A 19,938-nucleotide genomic window follows, 5' to 3' on the forward strand; every position below is an offset into this window, starting at 1 on the left:
CATTAGTTTGATCTAATCATTGTGTGGATCCGTCAGCCTCTTCACGAAAAGGTGATTATGTATTCTCGCTGTTAAAACGCCATAATTCAGAACGTGAAGTAGAGACGGCAGAAGCACCCGAAGCGAGCGCTTGATCCACTTCTTCCTTAGTACGAATCAAGCCTCCAGCAATAACAGGAATGCCGATATGCTCCTTGATCTCTTTTATCATTCCCGGTAAAACGCCTGGTAAAACTTCAACAAAGTCCGGAGCCGTTTTTTGAATGAGCTTCACATTATGTTCAATCGCCTGACTGTCGATTAAAAACAGCCGCTGTACTGAAACAAGATGATACTTTTTCGCTTGCTGAATGACATGAGCTCTCGTGGAAATGACGCCATCAGGTTTCACTTCCTGCCCTATGTATTCCATGCCATAATCGTCCGCTTTCAAACCTTGGATCAAGTCTACATGCACAAAAACTTTTTTACCGGCCTTTTGTCCAATTTTAACCAGTTTCCTCAAAAGTCCCAGACGGCTTTCTAAAAGGATGATATAATCCGTTTCACTTTCTAACAAGGCTTCAAATTCTTTAATTTTCTTCACTGCAGGCAGAACCGACTGAGTCAAAGTCATTCTTCTCCCCCGTTCTTTCTTCGTTCTTCCATCTGTTCTTTCGTATAGATGAGCTGCATCGGATTCCCTCCTACAAAGGAACCAGCAGGCACATCTTTATGCACCAAAGTACCGGCAGAAACAACAGCGCGGTCACCGATTGTCACACCAGGGAGAATCGTCGTGTTGGCTCCAATCAACACTTCATCTCCAATCACAACATTTCCGAGACGGTACTCTTCAATCAAATATTCATGAGCGAGAATGGTTGTATTGTAACCAATGACTGAATTTCGCCCTACCTTGATTTTTTCAGGAAACATAATATCCACCATGACCATCAAGGCAAAAGCCGTTTGATCCCCAACCTTCATATGCAGAAAAGTCCGGTACAACCAATTCTTCATGGAAAGAAAAGGGGTGTACCGGGCCATTTGAATCACGATGAAGTTTTTGACCACTTTGAAAAACGGGACCGTCTTATAAATGTGCCAAAGTGAATTGGCTCCTTTGACCGGGTAGCGTTCCGTTTTCCTCATACAGTCATCCTCCTGTAATTTTTAATAAGTCTCGCATATTATCGAGCATGTAATCGGGGTTCAGATCGTCAAGTACTTTACGCCCTTTCACGGTCCAGGCTACTCCGGCCGTTTTCGTCCCCGCATTCTGCCCTGCTTCAATATCGTGTGTATTATCTCCGACCATCATCGCCTCAGAAGCCTGCGCATTCAGAAGGTTTAAAGCCTTCACAATCGGCTCCGGGTGTGGCTTCGCATTCGTCACATCATCCAATGTAATAATCGTTTCAAATAAACCGTCCAAATTTGTCAGTTCAAGCCCCATATGAACGGTATTCCTCATTTTCGTGGTAACAATACCTAATTTGTACCCTTGATCTTTCAGCGTTTCAATCGTTTCCACTACGCCATCATAGGCTTTAACGTAACGGTTATGGTTTTCAATGTTATGTTTACGATACGTCTCGACCATTTCCTCTACTTTATCAGGGTTCACTTTGTGCAGACTCTCCCTCAAAGGAGGGCCGATAAAGTCGAGAATCTCCTCACGCTCATAAGTGCGATCAGAATATTGTTCAATCGTATGGCTGAAAGAAGCGATGATCAATTCGTTGGTATCGATCAACGTTCCATCTAAATCAAAGAGAATGGTACGTATGCTCATTGGAAGGATCCTTTCTTTTCTGTTGTAGTCTGTTCCAAACGAAGCCGACAACAGCCGTTAACACTATTGCCGTCAATAAACGGATCAAAAGCAGTGGCCAAACGGGAATGCCGAGCGGAATGAAAATGAGAGTATCCTCAACGACTGCGTGACAAGAGACGAGGAAGAGAATGGCTAGATACATATCTTTCCTGGAAACCCCGTCCTCTTCCACTGCCTGAATCATCAAGCCTGCACCGTAAGCGAGCCCGATGGTAAGCCCCGCAACAAGTGTCATGGATGTGTTGCGTTCCATCCCTAGGAACCTTGTTACAGGGGCTACCCAGCCAGAAAAACGGTCCAGCCATCCCTTTTCACGTAAATACTGCATGAAAATCATCAAAGGGATGACAATCAAAGCAAGCTGCACGATGCCCATGAAGGCGGTCTGCACTCCCTGAAAAATGATTTCTGCCCATCCATTAGGATCAACTGTCTTTTCAGGCGCAAAACCGTATTTCGCTGTTTCGCCTCCGCCTTTCCAGAAAATATTGATGAGGGCAGCTGAAACCAATGCAAGCCCCAGCCGGACGCCGGCCACAAACCACCAGCTCACGCCGACCCTTTTAGCCACAGTTGATTCAATCAGTAAGTTATGGGAAAAGGAAAGCATCACGGCAAGGATGAATACTTCTTTTACCGTAAAATCGAAAGAGATGATGGCTGCAATACCTGCATAAAGATTCAACATATTTCCAATAACAAGAGGTACAGCGGCTTCACCGGAAAGTCCGATCCAACCCATCAAAGGTTCTAATTTATTCATGACCCATGGGAGGACAGGCGTGTACTGGAGGATTGTAACGATTAACGTTACGGGAAAAATGACTTTTCCAAGCGTCCACGTCAACTCCAGTCCCTTTTTACTTCCACGTTTTAGAATCCCCTTCATGCTACCTGCTCCCTTATTTTACTTTCTTTCCGTTATAATATTTATTCGCCATGCCATTCTTTCTGCGGTAAATGATCGCAATGACCGCTCCAAGGACTAGCACAATAGAGATAAATTGTGCCGTACGTATCTCACCGAATAGATAAAGGCTGTCTGTCCTCATGCCTTCGACAAAGAAACGGCCGACAGAATACCAGATCACATAACTTAAGAACACTTCTCCACGGCGAGGGTTAAATTTATGACGTAATACTAACAGCAAAACAAATCCGACGATATTCCAAAGGGATTCATATAAAAAGGTCGGATGATAGATGGTACCATCAATACACATTTGCTGGTTAATGAACCCAGGCAAATACTGCATAAAATTATTATAGAATGATTCGGATACTGGACCTCCGTGGGCCTCCTGGTTCATAAAATTACCCCAGCGCCCAATTGCCTGTCCTAGAATAATACTGGGCGCAGCAATGTCCGCCATCATCCAGAATGATAATCCCTTAATTTTCGTATAAATATAGGCGGTCAACACGGATCCAATCAGTGCCCCGTGAATGGCGATTCCGCCTTCCCACACGGCAAAAACTTTCCACCATGGGCCTCCAGCATAACGATCCCATTCGAAAATGACATAATAAAGTCTGGCACACACGATGGCTGCCGGAATCGCAAATACGACGATATCGACCATGTAATCTTTTTTCAAACCGAGACGTTCGGTCTCTCGCGTTGCAATCCATAGTCCGAGAAATGCGCCTGTGGCAATAATTAAGCCATACCAGTATATCGAAAGCGGACCTAATTGGAGGAAGACCGGGTTCAACGGTTCAGGTGTACACATCATTAACGGTTTCCTCCTTTACTCCTGTGATTGGTCTTGGTCGATGACTTTCGTCAAACGCTCTGAAAACTCTTCAGCAGCATTGACACCCATGCGCTTCAATCGGAAGTTCATAGCAGCCACTTCGATAATGACAGCAAGGTTACGGCCAGGACGTACAGGAATAGTTGCTTTCGGAACTTGAACATCCATGATCTTCATCGTTTCTTCTTCTAAACCAAGACGATCGTATTGTTTGTTCTTCTCCCACAATTCAAGGTTGATGACGAGCGTGATCCGTTTATAGCTTCGAACAGCTCCAGCACCGAACAGTGTCATCACATTGATAATGCCTAGTCCACGAATTTCCAAAAGGTGCTCAATCAGTGGAGGACTGTTTCCAATTAACGTATCATAATCCTCCTGTCGAATTTCAACACTATCATCAGCCACAAGACGGTGACCGCGCTTGACTAATTCCAAAGCAGTCTCACTTTTACCCACACCACTTTGACCTGTGATCAAGACACCAATACCGTAAATGTCGACTAGTACACCATGGATGGCCGTAAACGGAGCAAACTTGGTTTCCAAATAATTCGTCAGGCGACTAATTACTCTTGTCGTCTTATATGGCGATAACATCAATGGAACACCAGCCTCATTTGCGGCTTCACTAAGTTCATCAGGAATATCCATTCCCCGGGTAATAACGATTCCAGGTGTCACATCTGTACAAAGTTTTTCTGCTCGTTCTCTTCTCTGGTCTTTCGTCAGTTCATTAAAGTATGAGAGTTCTGTCTTGCCGAGCAGCTGTAGACGATCTTTCGGATAGAATTTGAAATACCCTGTCATTTCTACTCCAGGACGAGAAATATCACTCATATGTATTTCACGGTGGACGCCGTCAGCACCGGCAACGAGTTCAAGCGCAAATTGTTCTAACAAATCTTGTGTACGGACCTTGCTCATTTGTCCATCAACCTCCTCTTTCATCAATCACTGTCCCCTATTGTAGCATGTTTTTAATAAATCTTGGATAGGGAGGTTTTTTACCACCATTTCCCTTAGAGAGATCATCGCTACGGTAGTGGTAGTAAAGGAATTCAATAAAAATACCGTATGAGCGGGCTCATACGGTACGGGGGTTATTTTTTCATGTCCTTGATTAAGCTGTTCAACACAAGGTTGATCAGAGATATGATAATCGCGGCGATGATAGTCATGCCAAAACCATCAATCTCAAAAGTACTTCCTAGGAAAGCATCCGTCAGCCACAAGGTAATGGCGTTGATGATGAACAGGAATAGACCGAGAGATAGAATCGTAATCGGTAATGTAAGAATAACTAAGACCGGTCTTACGATGGCATTAAGAATCGATAGAATGAATGCCGCTAGCAATGCGCCTCCAACACCGTCAATGATTACAGAATCGAAAAGTGCTCCGACCGCAATAATTGCAATGGCGTTAACGACGATATGGATCAGCCAATTTTTCATAATTTCACTCTGCCTTTCGTGAATCGTTTTCTTCTCAGAGACGGACAGGAGGTTGTACGGTGACAGAACCCGTCTTCGTCTCTGCTTCTATATGATATGCATTTTCGAATTGTTCGTACGCTTCGAATTCCAACATTTTGTTAGCAACATCTTTTCGATCTTTCAATATCTTGTAATTTTCTAATTCACATTGAATTTGACCGAATTTCGTCCTCAAAACACCATCGATTTTCTTTTCTGTTGGAAGAGACACTTGTATTTTTCCAGTGGTGGTTTTATAAAAACCTGTGTGTGCTTTTGCCCCGTTATAATCAACAGTTATTGAGCTACTGACCGTAGAAGCATCCGCTTTTCCAAGATCTCCTGAAAGTGATATAGCTCCATTAATCGTGTCTGTTTCACACTCTTCAAAAATGCCTTCTAGCAATTGGACCGCACCATTGCCAGTCTGTATCTTACATGTCTCTCCAGAAAGCTGCTTCGCTTTCACAGATCCGTTTGATGTTTTCATCTGGAAATGATCACTCTTAATGTTCTCAAGGTCAAGATTTCCATTCGTTAATTGGGATTTGATAAATTCGTATTTTTTATTGGGAATGTATAAATCGACATTCATTTTTATCTTCTTTGATGGACTGGCGATGCGCAGAAGACCATTCTTTATATCCATTTGTGTCTCATCATGAAACCTTGCTCGCGCCTCTTCTTCTGTTTCCACTTGATAGACTTTAACCTGATAGGAAGCTTTTACATCCTCCTGATCCCAAGTATGAACGTTTAAAGAACCGTTGGATATAGAAAGATCGGCATCTTGAAATTCTTCGCGAGGAAGAATCGAATCATCACTGAATTCAACATATTCTCCAAATGAAAAATCGAAATCAGCATTTTTAATTTTCTCCATGGCATCATCCAGAAAATTTCTCAGTCCGTACTTAGACTTCTCACGTTGCTCTGATTCTTTTGAAGAAGGTTGTTCTACAGCTTCTAATAGTTTCGCTCCTTCTTCGGCAGAGATGGTGCCTTTTTCGATCATTTGTAGAATTTTCATACGTTCTTCATTCATAAGATCAGCTCCTTTTCATCTCTTACGTTTTTCCCTATCGAAAGGGTTCAAAAACTAAAAAACACCTGAGAAAACTTGGTTGGTTTCTCAGGTGTAAGGGTTCATTGGAATTTGTGCGTGTAAAAACGTTCTGTTTTCAGTCGTTCTAATTGCTCAGATGCCTGGTCATGATCCTCGATCAAACTCATCATCCCGTCAGCCTGGGAGAGATGCGCCTTGATGGCTGCTAATTTTCTTTCCCAGTAAGGTCGTACATCCGCAACAATGTCAGGCTTTCCTAAATCCTGTTCGGATTGATTGGAAATGGCGTGCATCCATACTTGGGGACGGTTCTCCTCTGGCATGTCCTCCACAGCATCAATCACTGCAGCACCAAGCGCATCATGGTCGGGATGAACAGCATATCCAGGGTAATGAGTAATGATAATGGTAGCTCCTAATGCCTCGATTCGTTCTTTCAAGTGCTCAGCCACTTGCTGCCGGGGTTCAAACTCTAATGTTTTATCCCTGTAGCCAAGCATTTCAACGTCTATATCCAATTGTTTGGCTGCTTCAGCCAGCTCCTTCTTCCGAAAAGAAGAAAGCGTTTCGCGATTAGCGAATACTGGATTGCCCATGTTCCGGCCCATTTCCCCGAGGGTACCACATAGATAGGTGACCGGTACGCCTTCATCACGGAATTTAGAAATTGTTCCAGACGCTCCGAACGATTCATCATCCGGATGAGGGAAAATGACAACCACTCTTTCCTTACTCATCTGGATCCGCCTCATGGGAAAAAGGTGTTTCACTGATTTCGAGAGCAACCATTAAACGGCCTTCGCGATCATGACCTGCCATAAGCAGGCGATTCTTTTCATCGATTTCGAAATCCGTCAATCCCTCAGCATAAACCCAGCCTAAGTCCAGTTTCAGACCTACGCGGTAAGATCCTCCAGTACTGACGATTTTTCCGTGTTGATAAGAGACTTGCGCATTTCGGATGAAAGCACCGACGTTGTACGCATTTTCATCGAAGTGACTGGCATAAGCCCCGTTTGTCGTTTCTAAGTGTACATAAACTTCTTTATTTGCTAGTTGATCAATTTTTTCTTGAACAACATTCTGTTGAATGGCATCCACTCGTATTCCTCCCGTCAAACGATTCTTGTTTAACGATACTCAATTTAGAGACAAGCGTCAAAACATCTACTTGTTCCCTACTTTTTCACGGGCATTCATTTTCTTATCCATCCGTGCCCGGTCTCGTTCCAGTACCGGTTTTAAATAACGGCCTGTATAGGAAATCTCCTGTTCCGATACATGTTCAGGAGTGCCGCTTGCGATAATTCGACCTCCGTTTTCGCCACCCTCTGGTCCGAGATCAATGATGTGATCGGCTTCTTTGATGACATCAAGGTTGTGCTCAATGATTAATACGGAATCCCCGTTATCTACAAGTCTTTGCAACACTTTCAGTAACCTTGAAATGTCATCCACATGCAGACCTGTTGTTGGCTCATCCAAAATATAAAAGGACTTTCCATTCGAGCGGCGATGGAGTTCACTGGCAAGCTTCACTCGTTGCGCTTCTCCTCCGGAGAGAGTAGTGGCAGGTTGACCGAGTTTAATATATTCAAGTCCTACATCGGCGACCGTTTGTAGTTTGCGCTTAATTTTAGGAATGTTCGCAAAGAAGTCGAGCGCTTCCTCAATGGTCATTCCTAATACATCAGCGATGCTCTTTCCTTTGTACTTCACTTCCAAAGTTTCACGGTTATACCTTTTCCCGTCGCAAACTTCACAAGGAACATAAACGTCAGGAAGGAAGTGCATTTCAATCTTAATGATTCCATCCCCACGACAGGCCTCACAGCGGCCACCCTTGACATTGAAACTGAAGCGGCCTTTTTTATATCCTCTGATTTTCGCTTCATTTGTTTGAGCGAAAACATCACGGATATCATCAAATACACCCGTATAGGTAGCCGGATTGGAGCGTGGAGTCCGTCCGATCGGGGATTGATCGATATCAATCACTTTATCCAGATGTTCCATACCTTCAATCGTTTGATGCTTCCCGGGTTTTTGTTTTCCATTGTGCAGCTTCATTGAAAGTGACTTATACAGGATCTCGTTAATGAGTGTACTCTTTCCAGAACCGGAAACGCCTGTTACAGCTGTGAACACTCCGAGCGGAATTTCTGCATCCACTTTTTTTAGGTTGTTTTCTTCTGCGCCTTTAATTTTCAGGAAGCGGTCATCCGCCTTCCGACGCTCTGCTGGTAAAGGAATAAACTTTTTACCTGAAAGATATTGACCCGTCAAGGATTTACGGCTCTTCATCACCTGTTTTGGTGTTCCTTGAGTGACAATATCACCACCGTGTGCACCTGCTCCAGGTCCAATGTCGATCAGGTAATCCGCGGCCAGCATTGTATCTTCATCATGCTCAACGACAATCAGCGTATTATCAAGATCGCGCATCCGCTTCAAGGTATTGATCAATCGGTCATTATCCCGCTGATGAAGACCAATGGACGGTTCATCGAGTACATATAGAACGCCAGTAAGGGCCGAACCAATTTGGGTAGCCAGTCGAATTCGCTGAGCCTCACCACCGGACAGTGTTCCAGCCGAACGGGAGAGGGTTAAATAATCCAATCCTACGTTCGCTAAGAAGCTGAGACGTTCGCAGATTTCTTTAAGAATCATCCGGGCGATCGTTTCTTCTTTTTCGGTCAACTCAAGGGCTTCGAAAAACTCCTTTGCTTCTGTCACGGAATAGTCGGTTGCGATACCGATATGCTTCCCGTTGATTAGTACCGCCAGCGCTTCTTCATTTAAGCGATTTCCTTTACATTTCGGACACGGTTTTTGGGCCATGTACTTTTCCATCTGTTCACGGATGTAATCAGAGCTCGTTTCACGGTAACGACGAGCAATGTTCGGAATAACGCCTTCGAAGAAAATATCGTTTTCCCGCACTTTTCCAAAATCATTTTCATAACGGAAGTAGATTTTGTCTTCCCCACTTCCATAAAGCACCTTTTCTTTATGTTCTTCCGGAAGATCACGGAATGGTTTATCCATATCGATTCCATAATGATCGGCAACACTTTTCAGAAGCTGAGGATAGTATTGAGAACTTTGCGGCTCCCATGCAGCAATAGCATGTTCATTCAGGGAGCGGCTCCAATCAGGGATGACGAGGTCGATGTCGACTTCTAGTTGTGTCCCTAACCCGTCACAACGATTACAAGCTCCATAAGGGCTGTTGAATGAGAACATTCTTGGCTCTAATTCACTAACGGAAAAACCACAGATTGGACAGGCATGGTGTTCACTGAACATCAGCTCTTCTTCTCCGATTACATCCACGATCGTATGACCACCGCCAAGTTTAAGAGCTGTCTCAATAGAGTCAGAAAGTCGTCCTTCTACACCTTCTTTTACAACGATTCGATCGATGACGACCTCAATCGAGTGCTTTTTATTTTTCTCGAGATTTATTTCCTCGGAAATTTCGCGCATTTCCCCATCGACACGAAGGCGGATATAGCCTTCCTTCTGGAGCTGCTCAAAAACTTTAGCGTGTTCACCTTTTCTACCAGACACCACGGGCGCAAGGATTTGGAGCTTCGTTCTTTCCGGATATTCCATCACGCGGTCGACCATCTGTTGAACCGTTTGTGAACTTATTTCCACGCCGTGCTTCGGACAAGTCGGACGACCGATCCGGGCGAACAACAGCCGCAGGTAGTCATAGATTTCCGTTACGGTACCGACGGTTGAACGAGGGTTTCGGCTCGTCGTTTTCTGGTCAATGGAGATTGCCGGTGACAGTCCTTCAATGGAGTCCACATCGGGTTTGTCCATTTGTCCTAAAAACTGGCGTGCATAAGCACTCAGTGATTCAACGTAGCGTCTCTGTCCTTCTGCATAAATCGTATCGAAGGCCAAAGAAGACTTCCCTGAACCGGACAAACCAGTCATCACGACCAGTTTGTTTTTCGGGATGTCGATATCGATATTTTTTAAATTGTGAGCACGTGCTCCTCTAATACTGATATGTTTACTGGCCATACTCTTTTCATCCCTCCGCTTTTAATTCCAACAGCACATCACGCAGTTCAGCTGCCCGTTCGAAATCGAGATCGCGTGCGGCTTGTTTCATTTCGGTTTCTAGATTGTCGATCATTTCCAGACGTTCTTTCTTCGTCATTTCTGAAGGTTTCTTACCTGTATCATACCCAGCTTCGTCCTCGGCAACGTTTGTCGCTTTAATGACGTCACGGACTTCTTTCCTAATCGTTTGCGGTGTGATGCCATGCTCTTCGTTATAAGCGATTTGTTTTTCACGACGTCTGTACGTTTCATCAATCGCATACTGCATGGACTTCGTCATCTTATCAGCATACATAATCACTCGACCGTTTTCATTTCGAGCGGCTCGGCCAATCGTCTGGATGAGGGAGCGGTCGGAACGCAAGAACCCTTCTTTGTCCGCATCCAGAATGGTGACGAGTGACACTTCCGGAATATCCAGCCCTTCACGAAGCAAGTTGATTCCAACAATGACATCGTATTTCCCTACCCTTAGATCACGGATGATTTCAATACGTTCCAGTGTCTTAATTTCTGAGTGTAAATAAGCAACCTTAATTCCTAAGTCTTTAAGGTAATCAGTTAAATCCTCAGACATCTTCTTCGTTAATGTCGTTACGAGGACACGTTCATTTTTATCTTTCCGTTTATTGATTTCCCCTACAAGGTCATCAATTTGACCATGGATCGGGCGGACGTCAATTTCTGGATCAAGGAGTCCAGTTGGTCGGATGATCTGTTCAATCATTTTCGGTGTATGTTCAATTTCATAAGGACCCGGAGTCGCAGAAACATAGGCAATCTGATTGATATGTTCTTCAAATTCAGGGAACATGAGCGGCCGGTTATCCATGGCTGAAGGCAGTCGGAACCCATGGTCCACCAGTACTTGTTTTCGCGCTCGGTCCCCGTTGTACATTCCTCTGACTTGAGGCAGTGTTACGTGAGACTCATCGATCATCATAAGGAAATCATCTGGAAAATAATCAAGCAAGGTGTAAGGTGTTGCTCCTTCTTCTCTGAATGTCAGGTGTCTCGAATAGTTCTCGATTCCAGAACAAAAGCCCATCTCGTTCATCATTTCCAGATCATAATTTGTCCGTTGTTCAAGACGCTGGGCTTCCAGTAACTTATCCTGATCTCGCAATTCTTTTAGACGGACTTCCAACTCTTTTTCTATATTTTTGATCGCTTTTTTCAATTTTTCTTCACGGGTGACGAAGTGTGAAGCAGGGAAGATCGCTACGTGGTCACGATCTCCAACTACTTCACCAGTCAATACATCGACTTCACGGATGCGGTCGATTTCATCTCCGAAAAACTCCACCCGCATCGCGTGTTCCTCTCTAGAAGCGGGGATGATTTCAACGGAATCCCCGCGGACCCGGAATGTACCGCGCTGAAAGTCGATATCATTTCTCGCATACTGAATATCTACAAGATTTCTCAATAACTCATCACGGTCTTTTTCCATCCCCGTTCTTATTGACAGCACCTGGCTACGGTATTCGTCGGGAGAACCGAGACCATAGATACAAGAAACACTAGCAACGATGATGACATCGTTCCGCTCGAAGAGAGCAGAAGTCGCTGAGTGGCGTAATTTATCAATCTCATCATTGATGCTCGCATCTTTTTCAATAAACGTATCTGAAGAAGGCACATAAGCTTCTGGCTGATAATAGTCATAGTAACTGACAAAGTACTCGACAGCATTGTTCGGGAAAAACTCTTTGAACTCACTATATAACTGTCCAGCAAGCGTTTTGTTATGGGCGATGATCAGTGTCGGTTTATTCACTCGCTCAATGACATTGGACATCGTAAATGTCTTACCTGTACCTGTGGCCCCAAGCAATGTTTGATGCTTATCTCCTCGTTCAATCCCTTGAACAAGCTCCTCAATTGCCCGCGGTTGATCCCCTTGAGGTGAATACTGTGAAACTAATTCAAACTTCTCCTCCACGACGAAAACCTCCGTTCATTGTCTTTACTCGTACTTTAGTTTACCACAACAGTTTACCATTCTAACATCGAACGAACAAACATTCGCATTTGGATATTTCCTGTAAATTATTGGATGACCTGGTGTGGAATAAAATTCCACACCAGGTCATCCAGTTTATCCCATTTCCCGCAATAAAAAAAGCACTTTGCAGGCTGCAAAGTGCTTCGCTTATTAGAAATTCAGTGTTTGGTTATATTCGTTGACTTCGAACAGGTCGGTCAGTTCGATGTCTGGATTCTTATCTTTGAACCAACGTAGAGAGAAATCGTTTTTAAAGAGGACAAGTGGATTGCCTTCTCGATCTTCTGCAAGCATGTTTCGCTCATCAAACAACGACTCATCCACTTGGTCTTCTTTCAACCAGCGCGGGATGCGTTCGCCTAGAGGAGTCAATTCAATGTCTACGTTATACTCGTTCTTCATTCGGTATTCAAACACTTCGTATTGAAGCTCACCAACCGCTCCGATGATATAGTCTTCAAATCGATAGCGCTTGAACAACTGGATGGCACCCTCTTGTACAAGCTGTTCCAACCCTTTTCGGAACTGCTTGGATTTCATGACGTTTTTCGCCGTTACTTTTTTAAATAGTTCAGGTGGGAATTGCGGAAGCTCATCGTACTCGAAATTGGATTTCCCGGTTACGATGGTATCTCCAATTCGGTAGACGTTCGGATCATAGATTCCGATAATATCCCCGGCATACCCTTCCTCTACGGTTCCACGGGAAGAAGCCACAAATTGCTGGGATTGGGCCAGCTTGAACGTTTTACCCGTACGGGAAAGTGTAACGTTCATCCCGCGCTCGAATTTACCTGAACAGATTCTGACAAAAGCAATCCGGTCGCGGTGCTGCGGATTCATGTTCGCCTGAATTTTAAAGATAAAACCAGAGAACTCTTCATGATCTGGAGAAACAATACCTTCCGTAGATTTTCTCGGCGCCGGTTCAGGAGCCATATCAATGAATGAATTGAAGAAAGTTTCCACACCGAATGGAGCAAGAGCACTTCCGAAGAAGACAGGCGTCTGATCGCCACGCATCACTTTTTCCATATCAAATGTATCCCCAGCTTCAGCGACCATTTCCATTTCTTCTTCCGATTCCTGGAACGTGGCATTTTCCGTTAATTCAGGATGCTGATCCAGCTCGCTGTATGGAATGTACTCTTCTTCCTCGTTTCCTGTATATTGAACAAACTGCTCATTTTCACGGTCGAAAACGCCTAAGAAGCGCTTGCCCATACCTGCCGGCCAGGTCATTGGATAGGTTTCGATATTCAACGTTTCTTCGATTTCTTCCATCAATTCCAACGGCTCACGGCCTTCACGGTCCATTTTGTTAATAAAAGTGAAGATTGGGATGCCTCGCATTTTACAAACCTTAAACAGCTTGAGCGTCTGCGCTTCAATTCCTTTTGTTCCGTCAATGACCATGACAACACTGTCAACAGCGGTCAATGTGCGGTACGTGTCTTCACTGAAATCTTCGTGTCCGGGTGTATCTAAAATATTTACTTGATAATCTTTGTAAGGGAAATTCATCACACTGGACGTAACAGAAATTCCACGCTGCTTCTCAATTTCCATCCAGTCCGATGTCGCAAACTTACCAGACTTTTTCCCTTTTACCGTACCTGCGGATCGGATTAAATTTCCGAATAATAACATTTTCTCCGTCATCGTTGTTTTACCGGCGTCCGGGTGGGAGATAATAGCAAACGTACGGCGTTTTTTCATTTCATTTTGTATTTGACTCATCGTGATATCCTCCGTTTATTAAGAATTTCAATACATTAGGCTGGGTAGGATATACGTTTTACATTGGCAGATTCACTCCATAAAAAAAGCGCTCACACACTCAAGCGCCTTCGTCGAATTTTTTGATTATACTTTGAAAGTTAGCATAACCCACATGTAAAATCAATCACAAAAACGAACACCTTCCAGATATTGGTGTACCAGGTCATCCAGATTCTGGATGACCTGGTCCTACATTTAATCCTAAATCCCTCTCATTCTCTTTAGGTGTTCAAACCTGTTATAATGGGATAAAAACGATAGTAAGGATGCCAGTTATGCAGAGTTACTTATTACAACCGAACGATATAAAGAAAATCACTGGTCAGACTTTTTACACGCGCGGAAAGCAATATTTCGAACGCGGGAAGGTGTACGGCCTTTCTCATAATAGTGCGATTCGTTCATGGCGGGCAGTCGTTGCAGGTACACACGACTATGAAGTCCGCGTATTCTTTTTTGAGGACGATGATGTTGAAGCGACGTGTGAGTGTGCAGCTTATTCCACCTACTACACGTGTAAACATATTGCGGCCGTCCTGATCGCCATTCGTGAAAAAACGTTAGAAGACCTGGCGCCAAAACTGGCGGAAAAAGGACGGAAATCACAGTCCGGGTTGACGAACCAGGACCGGATGTTTGCGGTCAGCTTGTTTGAGGCTTTTAGACAGCGCCAGGAAAATCGCGGAGCCCAGGACTTGAAGAAACCGCTTCAAATCCAATATTACCTTCACCTTCAATCGATCCTAGGCTCAAAAAGTCTCGGTTTGGAAATGAAGCTCGGAGAAAACTATCCCTATGTGATCAAAAATATCCGTGATCTGCTTGATCATATCCGTAAAGATCAAGCCTACCGCATTACCAAAAAGTTTACGTATGATCCGGCAGAACACTCCTTTTCTGCAGAAGACAAAGAAATTCTAAGACTTTTACAGCTCGCTTACGAACAAGAGCAATTTTATGAACAACAATGGAATTCATCCGAACCTAAAATTTTAAAAATTTCTCCAGCCCTTGCTACTCAACTGCTTCCGCTTTTAGAGGAGCAGCAGACAGAGGTTTGGGAGCGAGGAGAAAACGTAGGACCTATCCGATTTGAGGAAGAGTTCCCAAACCTTTCTTTCTACGTTTCGGAAGAACGGGGCCATTTTCATATGCATATGAACCATTTGAAAGAGTACGATTATCTATCGGATTACCACCTTCTCTATAAACAAGGCAGTTTTTATCCTGTCGATCAGCAGAAAGAAGAGGTCCTTCAAACGCTCTACACTATCCTACCGTACAATTCTAACGGCAATCACACAGTAAGCCATCAAGATATGGAAGGGATTGTGTCGTATGTTCTTCCCGAACTGGAGACCATCGCAGATGTTCAACTTGATCGTGCTGCTCAAGAAAAAATTGTGCAGGAGTCGCTCATCGCTAAGACCTACTTGGATTTTCAACAGTGGACACTCACGATTGATGTGAACTTTCAATATGGGGACTTGTCGATCGATCCGTTCAATGAGCAGCCATTGAGCAATCAAACGATTGTAAGACGGGACCGACAGACAGAACAGGAAATCATGCAGATCATTGAGCTTGCCGAGTTCAAGTTTGATGGAGAGATGGTCTACATTGAAGACGAGGATAAGCTGGATCAATTCCTTTATCATTACCTGCCTAAGTTGAAAGAGCACAGCGATGTCTACCTTTCTTCTTCCGTCCGTTCCCTTGTAGAAGATCGCCCCCTAGAACTAGAGACATCCGTTGAGCTGGAGAGCGACGGCAATTGGCTGGATATCAATTTCACCATTGATGGCATTAGTGATCATGACGTCACTGAAGCTCTTAAAGCCGTCATTGAACGGAAAAAGTACTACCGTTTATCTGATGGTGCACTCATGGCGTTAACAAGTGAATCCTTCGATCGGTTCCAAAAGCTCGTCGATGATCTGGACTTGAGTACGAAAGATTTAGAGAACAACCACTTCCAAGTTTCTACTGCACGGAGTTTGCAGGTGGAAGATGCTTTGAATCCAAATGAGTCAGAAAGAAATCAACTTTTCCAAGAGCTTGTAGATCGACTGAAATCACCTCAATCCTTTGAAATCGACCCTCCAGATGGTCTGCAGGCGGACTTACGGCCATACCAATTGACCGGCTTTCGGTGGATGAAGATGCTCAGCCATTACGGTTTAGGCGGTGTGCTCGCTGATGATATGGGGTTAGGGAAAACCATTCAAACCATCACTTTCTTGTTAGATGAAAAGTTAAAAGGGAACATGACAGATCCAGCCATCATCATCGCTCCTGCATCCCTCGTCTACAATTGGAAAAAGGAAATTGAAAAATTCGCCCCTCAATTGTCGGTGCAGATTTTGACGGGGGACCCAATGGCAAGGCAGGAAGCGCTGAACGAAGCAGCAAATAAAGATATTTGGATTACATCGTATCCATTGCTAAGGCAGGATATTACTTCTTATGAAGAGCAAAAGTTTCACGCAATGGTCCTCGATGAATCACAAGCGATCAAAAATGAAACGACGAAAACAGCGGTGGCTGTTCGATCAATAAAATCGAGACATCGTTTTGCCTTAAGTGGTACACCGATTGAAAATTCCCTGCAGGAACTATGGTCACTGTTTCGGACCATCATGCCAGGATTTTTCACCAGCAAGAAAAAGTTTTTGCAATTGAAACCGGAAAAAATCTCTCTTATGACGCGTCCGTTCATTTTACGTCGGATGAAAACAGAAGTGCTTGATGAATTGCCGGATAAGATTGATACCGTCCAGTATTCAGAGCTGACGCGGGAGCAGAAAGAAGTCTACCTCGCCTACTTGGAGCGAATTCAAAACGATATTCAAGAAACGATTGCCACCAAAGGCATTCAGCGGGGCAAGCTCGAGATACTTGCTGGACTAACAAGACTACGGCAAATATGCTGCCACCCCGGATTGTTCCTTGAAAACTATGAAGGGCAATCCGGAAAGCTGGAGCAGTTGAAAGAATTAACCCGTGAGCTGAAAGAAAGTGGCCACCGACTGCTGATCTTTTCTCAGTTTTCAAGCATGCTGACCAAGATGCATGACGAACTCGCTAAAGAAGGATTACAGGCTTTCTATTTAGATGGCAGCACAAAATCAGAAAAACGGATGGAAATGGTGGAAGCTTTCAACGAAGGAGAAAAAGATGCGTTCTTCATCTCCCTGAAAGCAGGAGGCACCGGTCTAAACCTCACTGGTGCGGACACTGTTATCCTTTACGATCTCTGGTGGAATCCAGCCATCGAAGAGCAGGCGGCTGGCCGTGCGCACCGCATCGGTCAAGAAAAAGTCGTACAGGTTATCCGGATGATATCCGAAGGTACAATCGAAGAGCGTATCTATCAGCTTCAACAAAAGAAACGCGATCTCGTCGACCAAATCATCCAACCAGGAGAATCCATGCTTACTTCCCTGAGCGAAGAGGAAATCAAACAACTCTTCCAATAAAGAGCCGTTCCAAACGGCTCTTTTTCTTTTGCTTGTCGTTTGTTGGTAAATTCTGTATGACCTGGTCTGGAATGAAGTTCCAGACCAGGTCATACAGAATTTACCATATCACCCTAAAAAGAAAGCTGCCTTCCCGGCAGCTTTCTTTTTAGGCTTTCATTGTTTTCTTTTGCAGTTTGAACCAGTATCCTCCAAGGATGCAGGCGCCGATGACCATCGTCACCGTGGAAATGAGCATGTGCATCGATGAAGCGAGAACGACGTTTCCTGTAACGACGATAATAAATCCTACCACTGCATTCAGCAGAAGGGAGATTAGATAAGCCCAGGACAACGCGATATGGTATTTGAACCTTGATGCATAGATGACAAACCAGATAGCCGCTACAATGACAACAAATGTGGCGACCCAGTGTAAAGAATACACCGCGTTCGCAACGGACTCACTTGTAATCAAGTACTCCATCGCTGGAATGTCCATCATGACATTGCTCGCGCGGCTGTGTTTAAAGAATGCCCCGAGAATCACCTGTGCAATGTAGGCGATATAACCCAGCAGAAAAGCTCGGTAACTCATCGATACTGATTCCCAACTTGTCCGGTTCAGCTCAATTTTTTTCTCATGAAGACTGTAACTCAACAACACGAGAACGATTAACAGCAGCTGACTGAAGGTAACGTCGAACGTTGTGAACCCAGGTGGAGTTCCTAAAAGAACATTCAACCCTCCAACCATGGATTGAAATACAAGCAATGCCAAACTTAAAATAGCTAAAATAAATACAGATTTGTTTTTGCGGTATTTATAGATCGCACCGACAGCATTGATGGCCGTAAGCATGATAAGCAATGGAACCATCAAACGGTGTGAATACTCTATAATGACATGATAGTCCGTAATATCAGGAAAAATCTTTCCGTTACATACCGGCCATGTCGTCCCACACGCGTCCCCTGAGTTTGTCGCAACGACCAGGTTTCCAAGGATCAATGCGAGAAACGTAACGAACGTTGTTAGAATTGAAAATTTCTTCATCGTCTTACCCTTTCTCTATCTATGATCATGATGTCATGAATATTGTTTGTTTCCTAAGTAAATCATATCATGAATTTTGGGAGATAGAGAAAAGAAAGCGTCGTCATGAGTCATGAACTTTTTGTGAACGGCGCTTCTTCCTGATTTTACTAATGAGTAAATAAAGGAGAGAGACCGCAATTAAGAAGGTATTTACCAAGGAAAACACGTTTGCATAATGGTCGTCATCCCAGTAGGAAACTGGACTGTGAAACGTATAGCTGCTGATCGGGTAAAACATAGGAACCGCATCATCAGCGTGGGTTAGAATATCAAGGATCACATGTCCGAGCCACCCATAAGAAAATGCGGTCCACACGGAGAGCTTTCTTCCCTTCCAGATCAAAACAATGACAAAAAAGATCCCCCAAACAAATAAGGAATGACCGGCATGACGCAGGATAAACACGACTGGATGCTCAAACAGATCATGAACTAAACCAAATAACGAGCGCATTGGTTCAGCGTCGTCCACGACCTGCCAGGCCTGTCTTCTTACACTTAAATAGATAAACATGACATAATACACAAGGTCTGGTGAAAGACTGCCAAAAATAAACCAGCCGGTGAATCTTTGTTTTCTTGTTGCAAAAAATGTCCAGTAGCCATGGTGCAGCGTATTCATTTTTCTCCCTCCCCTAACTTCTTGTTTACCCTTAATCCCCAAGGGGAACCTAACCAATGGAAAGGAGCATAAACCGATGACCTATAAAGCTTATGTTTTCGATGCGTATGGAACGTTGTTTGACGTTCATAGCGTCATGAAGAAAATTCATCAATTTTTCCCTGATCAAGGTCCTAAGGTAAGTGACGAATGGCGCAGCCGTCAGGTTCACTATTTCCTCGTACGGCAGTTGATCCAAGGATACAAGCCATTCACCGATATTACCAGATGGGCACTGCTCGATGCCCTCGCTTACAGTGATGTGGATGTCAAACCGGACGTTGTGGAAGACCTCATGCACGAATATGAACAACTCCTGCCTTACGATGAAGTCCCTTCACTAAAACAGAACCATCAAGACAAGACGTTCACCATTTTTTCAAACGGCACACGTTCTATGCTTGAGCCTCTTTTAGAAAATAATCAACTGAAAGAAGACTTCGATCTACTCAGTGCCGACGACGTTGAGGTGTACAAGCCTCACCCGGATGCCTACAGCTACGCCCATGAACAGTTAGGATTTGAAAAAGAAGAGATCCTGTTCTTTTCGAGTAATCCTTGGGACATTACAGGGGCCGCTTCTTACGGCTTCCATACGGCCTGGGTGAATCGGAAGCAGCAAAAGTGGCCGGAACTTGGGGTCAATCCGACCCACGTAATCAACACGCTCAATGAAATCCCGGACTAAAAAAAGACGGAGTCCCCTCAAGGGCTCCGTCTTTTA

General features: G+C 44.2%; 17 protein-coding genes. 2 read left to right on the forward strand and 15 right to left on the reverse strand.

Going from position 1 to position 19,938, the window contains the following annotated elements; genetic code table 11:
• Nucleotides 1-55: 55 nt before the first annotated feature.
• From K2225_RS07355 to K2225_RS07415, 13 genes are all read right to left on the reverse strand, one after another.
• A complete protein-coding gene (locus K2225_RS07355) occupies nt 56-616 on the reverse strand; it encodes a glycerol-3-phosphate responsive antiterminator (protein ID WP_220584156.1) in 561 nt (186 codons plus the stop codon).
• Entirely contained in the window at nt 613-1,134 is a 522-nt protein-coding gene (locus K2225_RS07360; protein WP_220584157.1) for an acyltransferase, read from the reverse strand. Before K2225_RS07360 ends, K2225_RS07355 begins: the two co-directional genes overlap by 4 nt.
• Before the next feature lie 4 nt (nt 1,135-1,138).
• Nucleotides 1,139-1,777: a pyrophosphatase PpaX gene (ppaX, locus tag K2225_RS07365; protein ID WP_220584158.1), complete on the reverse strand. Its 639-nt coding sequence runs from the start codon at nt 1,775-1,777 to the stop codon at nt 1,139-1,141.
• Nucleotides 1,752-2,708, reverse strand: a complete 957-nt coding sequence (locus tag K2225_RS07370; protein ID WP_220584159.1) for a nucleoside recognition domain-containing protein — start codon at nt 2,706-2,708, stop codon at nt 1,752-1,754. Before K2225_RS07370 ends, ppaX begins: the two co-directional genes overlap by 26 nt.
• A gap of 13 nt (nt 2,709-2,721) precedes the next feature.
• The gene (gene lgt, locus K2225_RS07375; protein WP_220584160.1) at nt 2,722-3,555 is read right to left on the reverse strand and encodes a prolipoprotein diacylglyceryl transferase; all 834 of its coding nucleotides are present in this window, start codon (nt 3,553-3,555) and stop codon (nt 2,722-2,724) included.
• A gap of 15 nt (nt 3,556-3,570) precedes the next feature.
• A complete protein-coding gene (gene hprK, locus K2225_RS07380) occupies nt 3,571-4,503 on the reverse strand; it encodes an HPr(Ser) kinase/phosphatase (protein WP_220584886.1) in 933 nt (310 codons plus the stop codon).
• A gap of 176 nt (nt 4,504-4,679) precedes the next feature.
• Nucleotides 4,680-5,033 carry a phage holin family protein gene (locus tag K2225_RS07385; protein ID WP_160911489.1) on the reverse strand — a complete coding sequence of 118 codons (354 nt, stop codon included), beginning with the start codon at nt 5,031-5,033 and terminating at the stop codon, nt 4,680-4,682.
• A gap of 34 nt (nt 5,034-5,067) precedes the next feature.
• Nucleotides 5,068-6,099, reverse strand: coding sequence for a DUF4097 family beta strand repeat-containing protein (locus K2225_RS07390; RefSeq protein ID WP_220584161.1), 1,032 nt, complete (start codon nt 6,097-6,099; stop codon nt 5,068-5,070).
• Between the two features lie 101 nt (nt 6,100-6,200).
• Nucleotides 6,201-6,857, reverse strand: a complete 657-nt coding sequence (gene bshB2 / locus K2225_RS07395) for a bacillithiol biosynthesis deacetylase BshB2 (protein ID WP_220584162.1) — start codon at nt 6,855-6,857, stop codon at nt 6,201-6,203.
• Nucleotides 6,850-7,221, reverse strand: coding sequence for a YojF family protein (locus K2225_RS07400; RefSeq protein ID WP_220584163.1), 372 nt, complete (start codon nt 7,219-7,221; stop codon nt 6,850-6,852). The genes bshB2 and K2225_RS07400 overlap by 8 nt, the downstream gene beginning before the upstream one ends.
• A 66-nt stretch (nt 7,222-7,287) precedes the next feature.
• The gene (gene uvrA / locus K2225_RS07405; RefSeq protein WP_220584164.1) at nt 7,288-10,164 is read right to left on the reverse strand and encodes an excinuclease ABC subunit UvrA; all 2,877 of its coding nucleotides are present in this window, start codon (nt 10,162-10,164) and stop codon (nt 7,288-7,290) included.
• Between the two features lie 7 nt (nt 10,165-10,171).
• Nucleotides 10,172-12,151 carry an excinuclease ABC subunit UvrB gene (gene uvrB, locus K2225_RS07410; protein WP_220584165.1) on the reverse strand — a complete coding sequence of 660 codons (1,980 nt, stop codon included), beginning with the start codon at nt 12,149-12,151 and terminating at the stop codon, nt 10,172-10,174.
• A gap of 213 nt (nt 12,152-12,364) precedes the next feature.
• Nucleotides 12,365-13,954 (reverse strand): peptide chain release factor 3, encoded by a 1,590-nt coding sequence (locus K2225_RS07415; RefSeq protein WP_220584166.1) that lies wholly within the window; start codon nt 13,952-13,954, stop codon nt 12,365-12,367.
• 317 nt (nt 13,955-14,271) lie between these two features.
• Here K2225_RS07415 and K2225_RS07420 point away from each other — a divergent pair, with 317 nt between their 5' ends.
• Nucleotides 14,272-17,475 carry a DEAD/DEAH box helicase gene (locus tag K2225_RS07420; RefSeq protein WP_220584167.1) on the forward strand — a complete coding sequence of 1,068 codons (3,204 nt, stop codon included), beginning with the start codon at nt 14,272-14,274 and terminating at the stop codon, nt 17,473-17,475.
• A gap of 148 nt (nt 17,476-17,623) precedes the next feature.
• Here K2225_RS07420 and K2225_RS07425 read toward each other — a convergent pair whose 3' ends face one another.
• Complete coding sequence (locus K2225_RS07425; protein ID WP_220584168.1) at nt 17,624-18,511, reverse strand: COX15/CtaA family protein; 888 nt, start codon at nt 18,509-18,511, stop codon at nt 17,624-17,626.
• A 103-nt stretch (nt 18,512-18,614) separates the two neighbouring features.
• The gene (locus K2225_RS07430) at nt 18,615-19,175 is read right to left on the reverse strand and encodes a metal-dependent hydrolase (RefSeq protein WP_220584169.1); all 561 of its coding nucleotides are present in this window, start codon (nt 19,173-19,175) and stop codon (nt 18,615-18,617) included.
• Nucleotides 19,176-19,251: 76 nt separating this feature from the next.
• On the opposite strand from K2225_RS07430, the gene K2225_RS07435 reads away from it, so the two are divergent.
• Nucleotides 19,252-19,902: a haloacid dehalogenase type II gene (locus K2225_RS07435; protein WP_220584170.1), complete on the forward strand. Its 651-nt coding sequence runs from the start codon at nt 19,252-19,254 to the stop codon at nt 19,900-19,902.
• Nucleotides 19,903-19,938: the final 36 nt, after the last annotated feature.

The sequence above is a fragment of the Halobacillus sp. Nhm2S1 genome (genome assembly GCF_019599545.1).
Lineage (GTDB): Bacteria > Bacillota > Bacilli > Bacillales > Halobacillaceae > Halobacillus.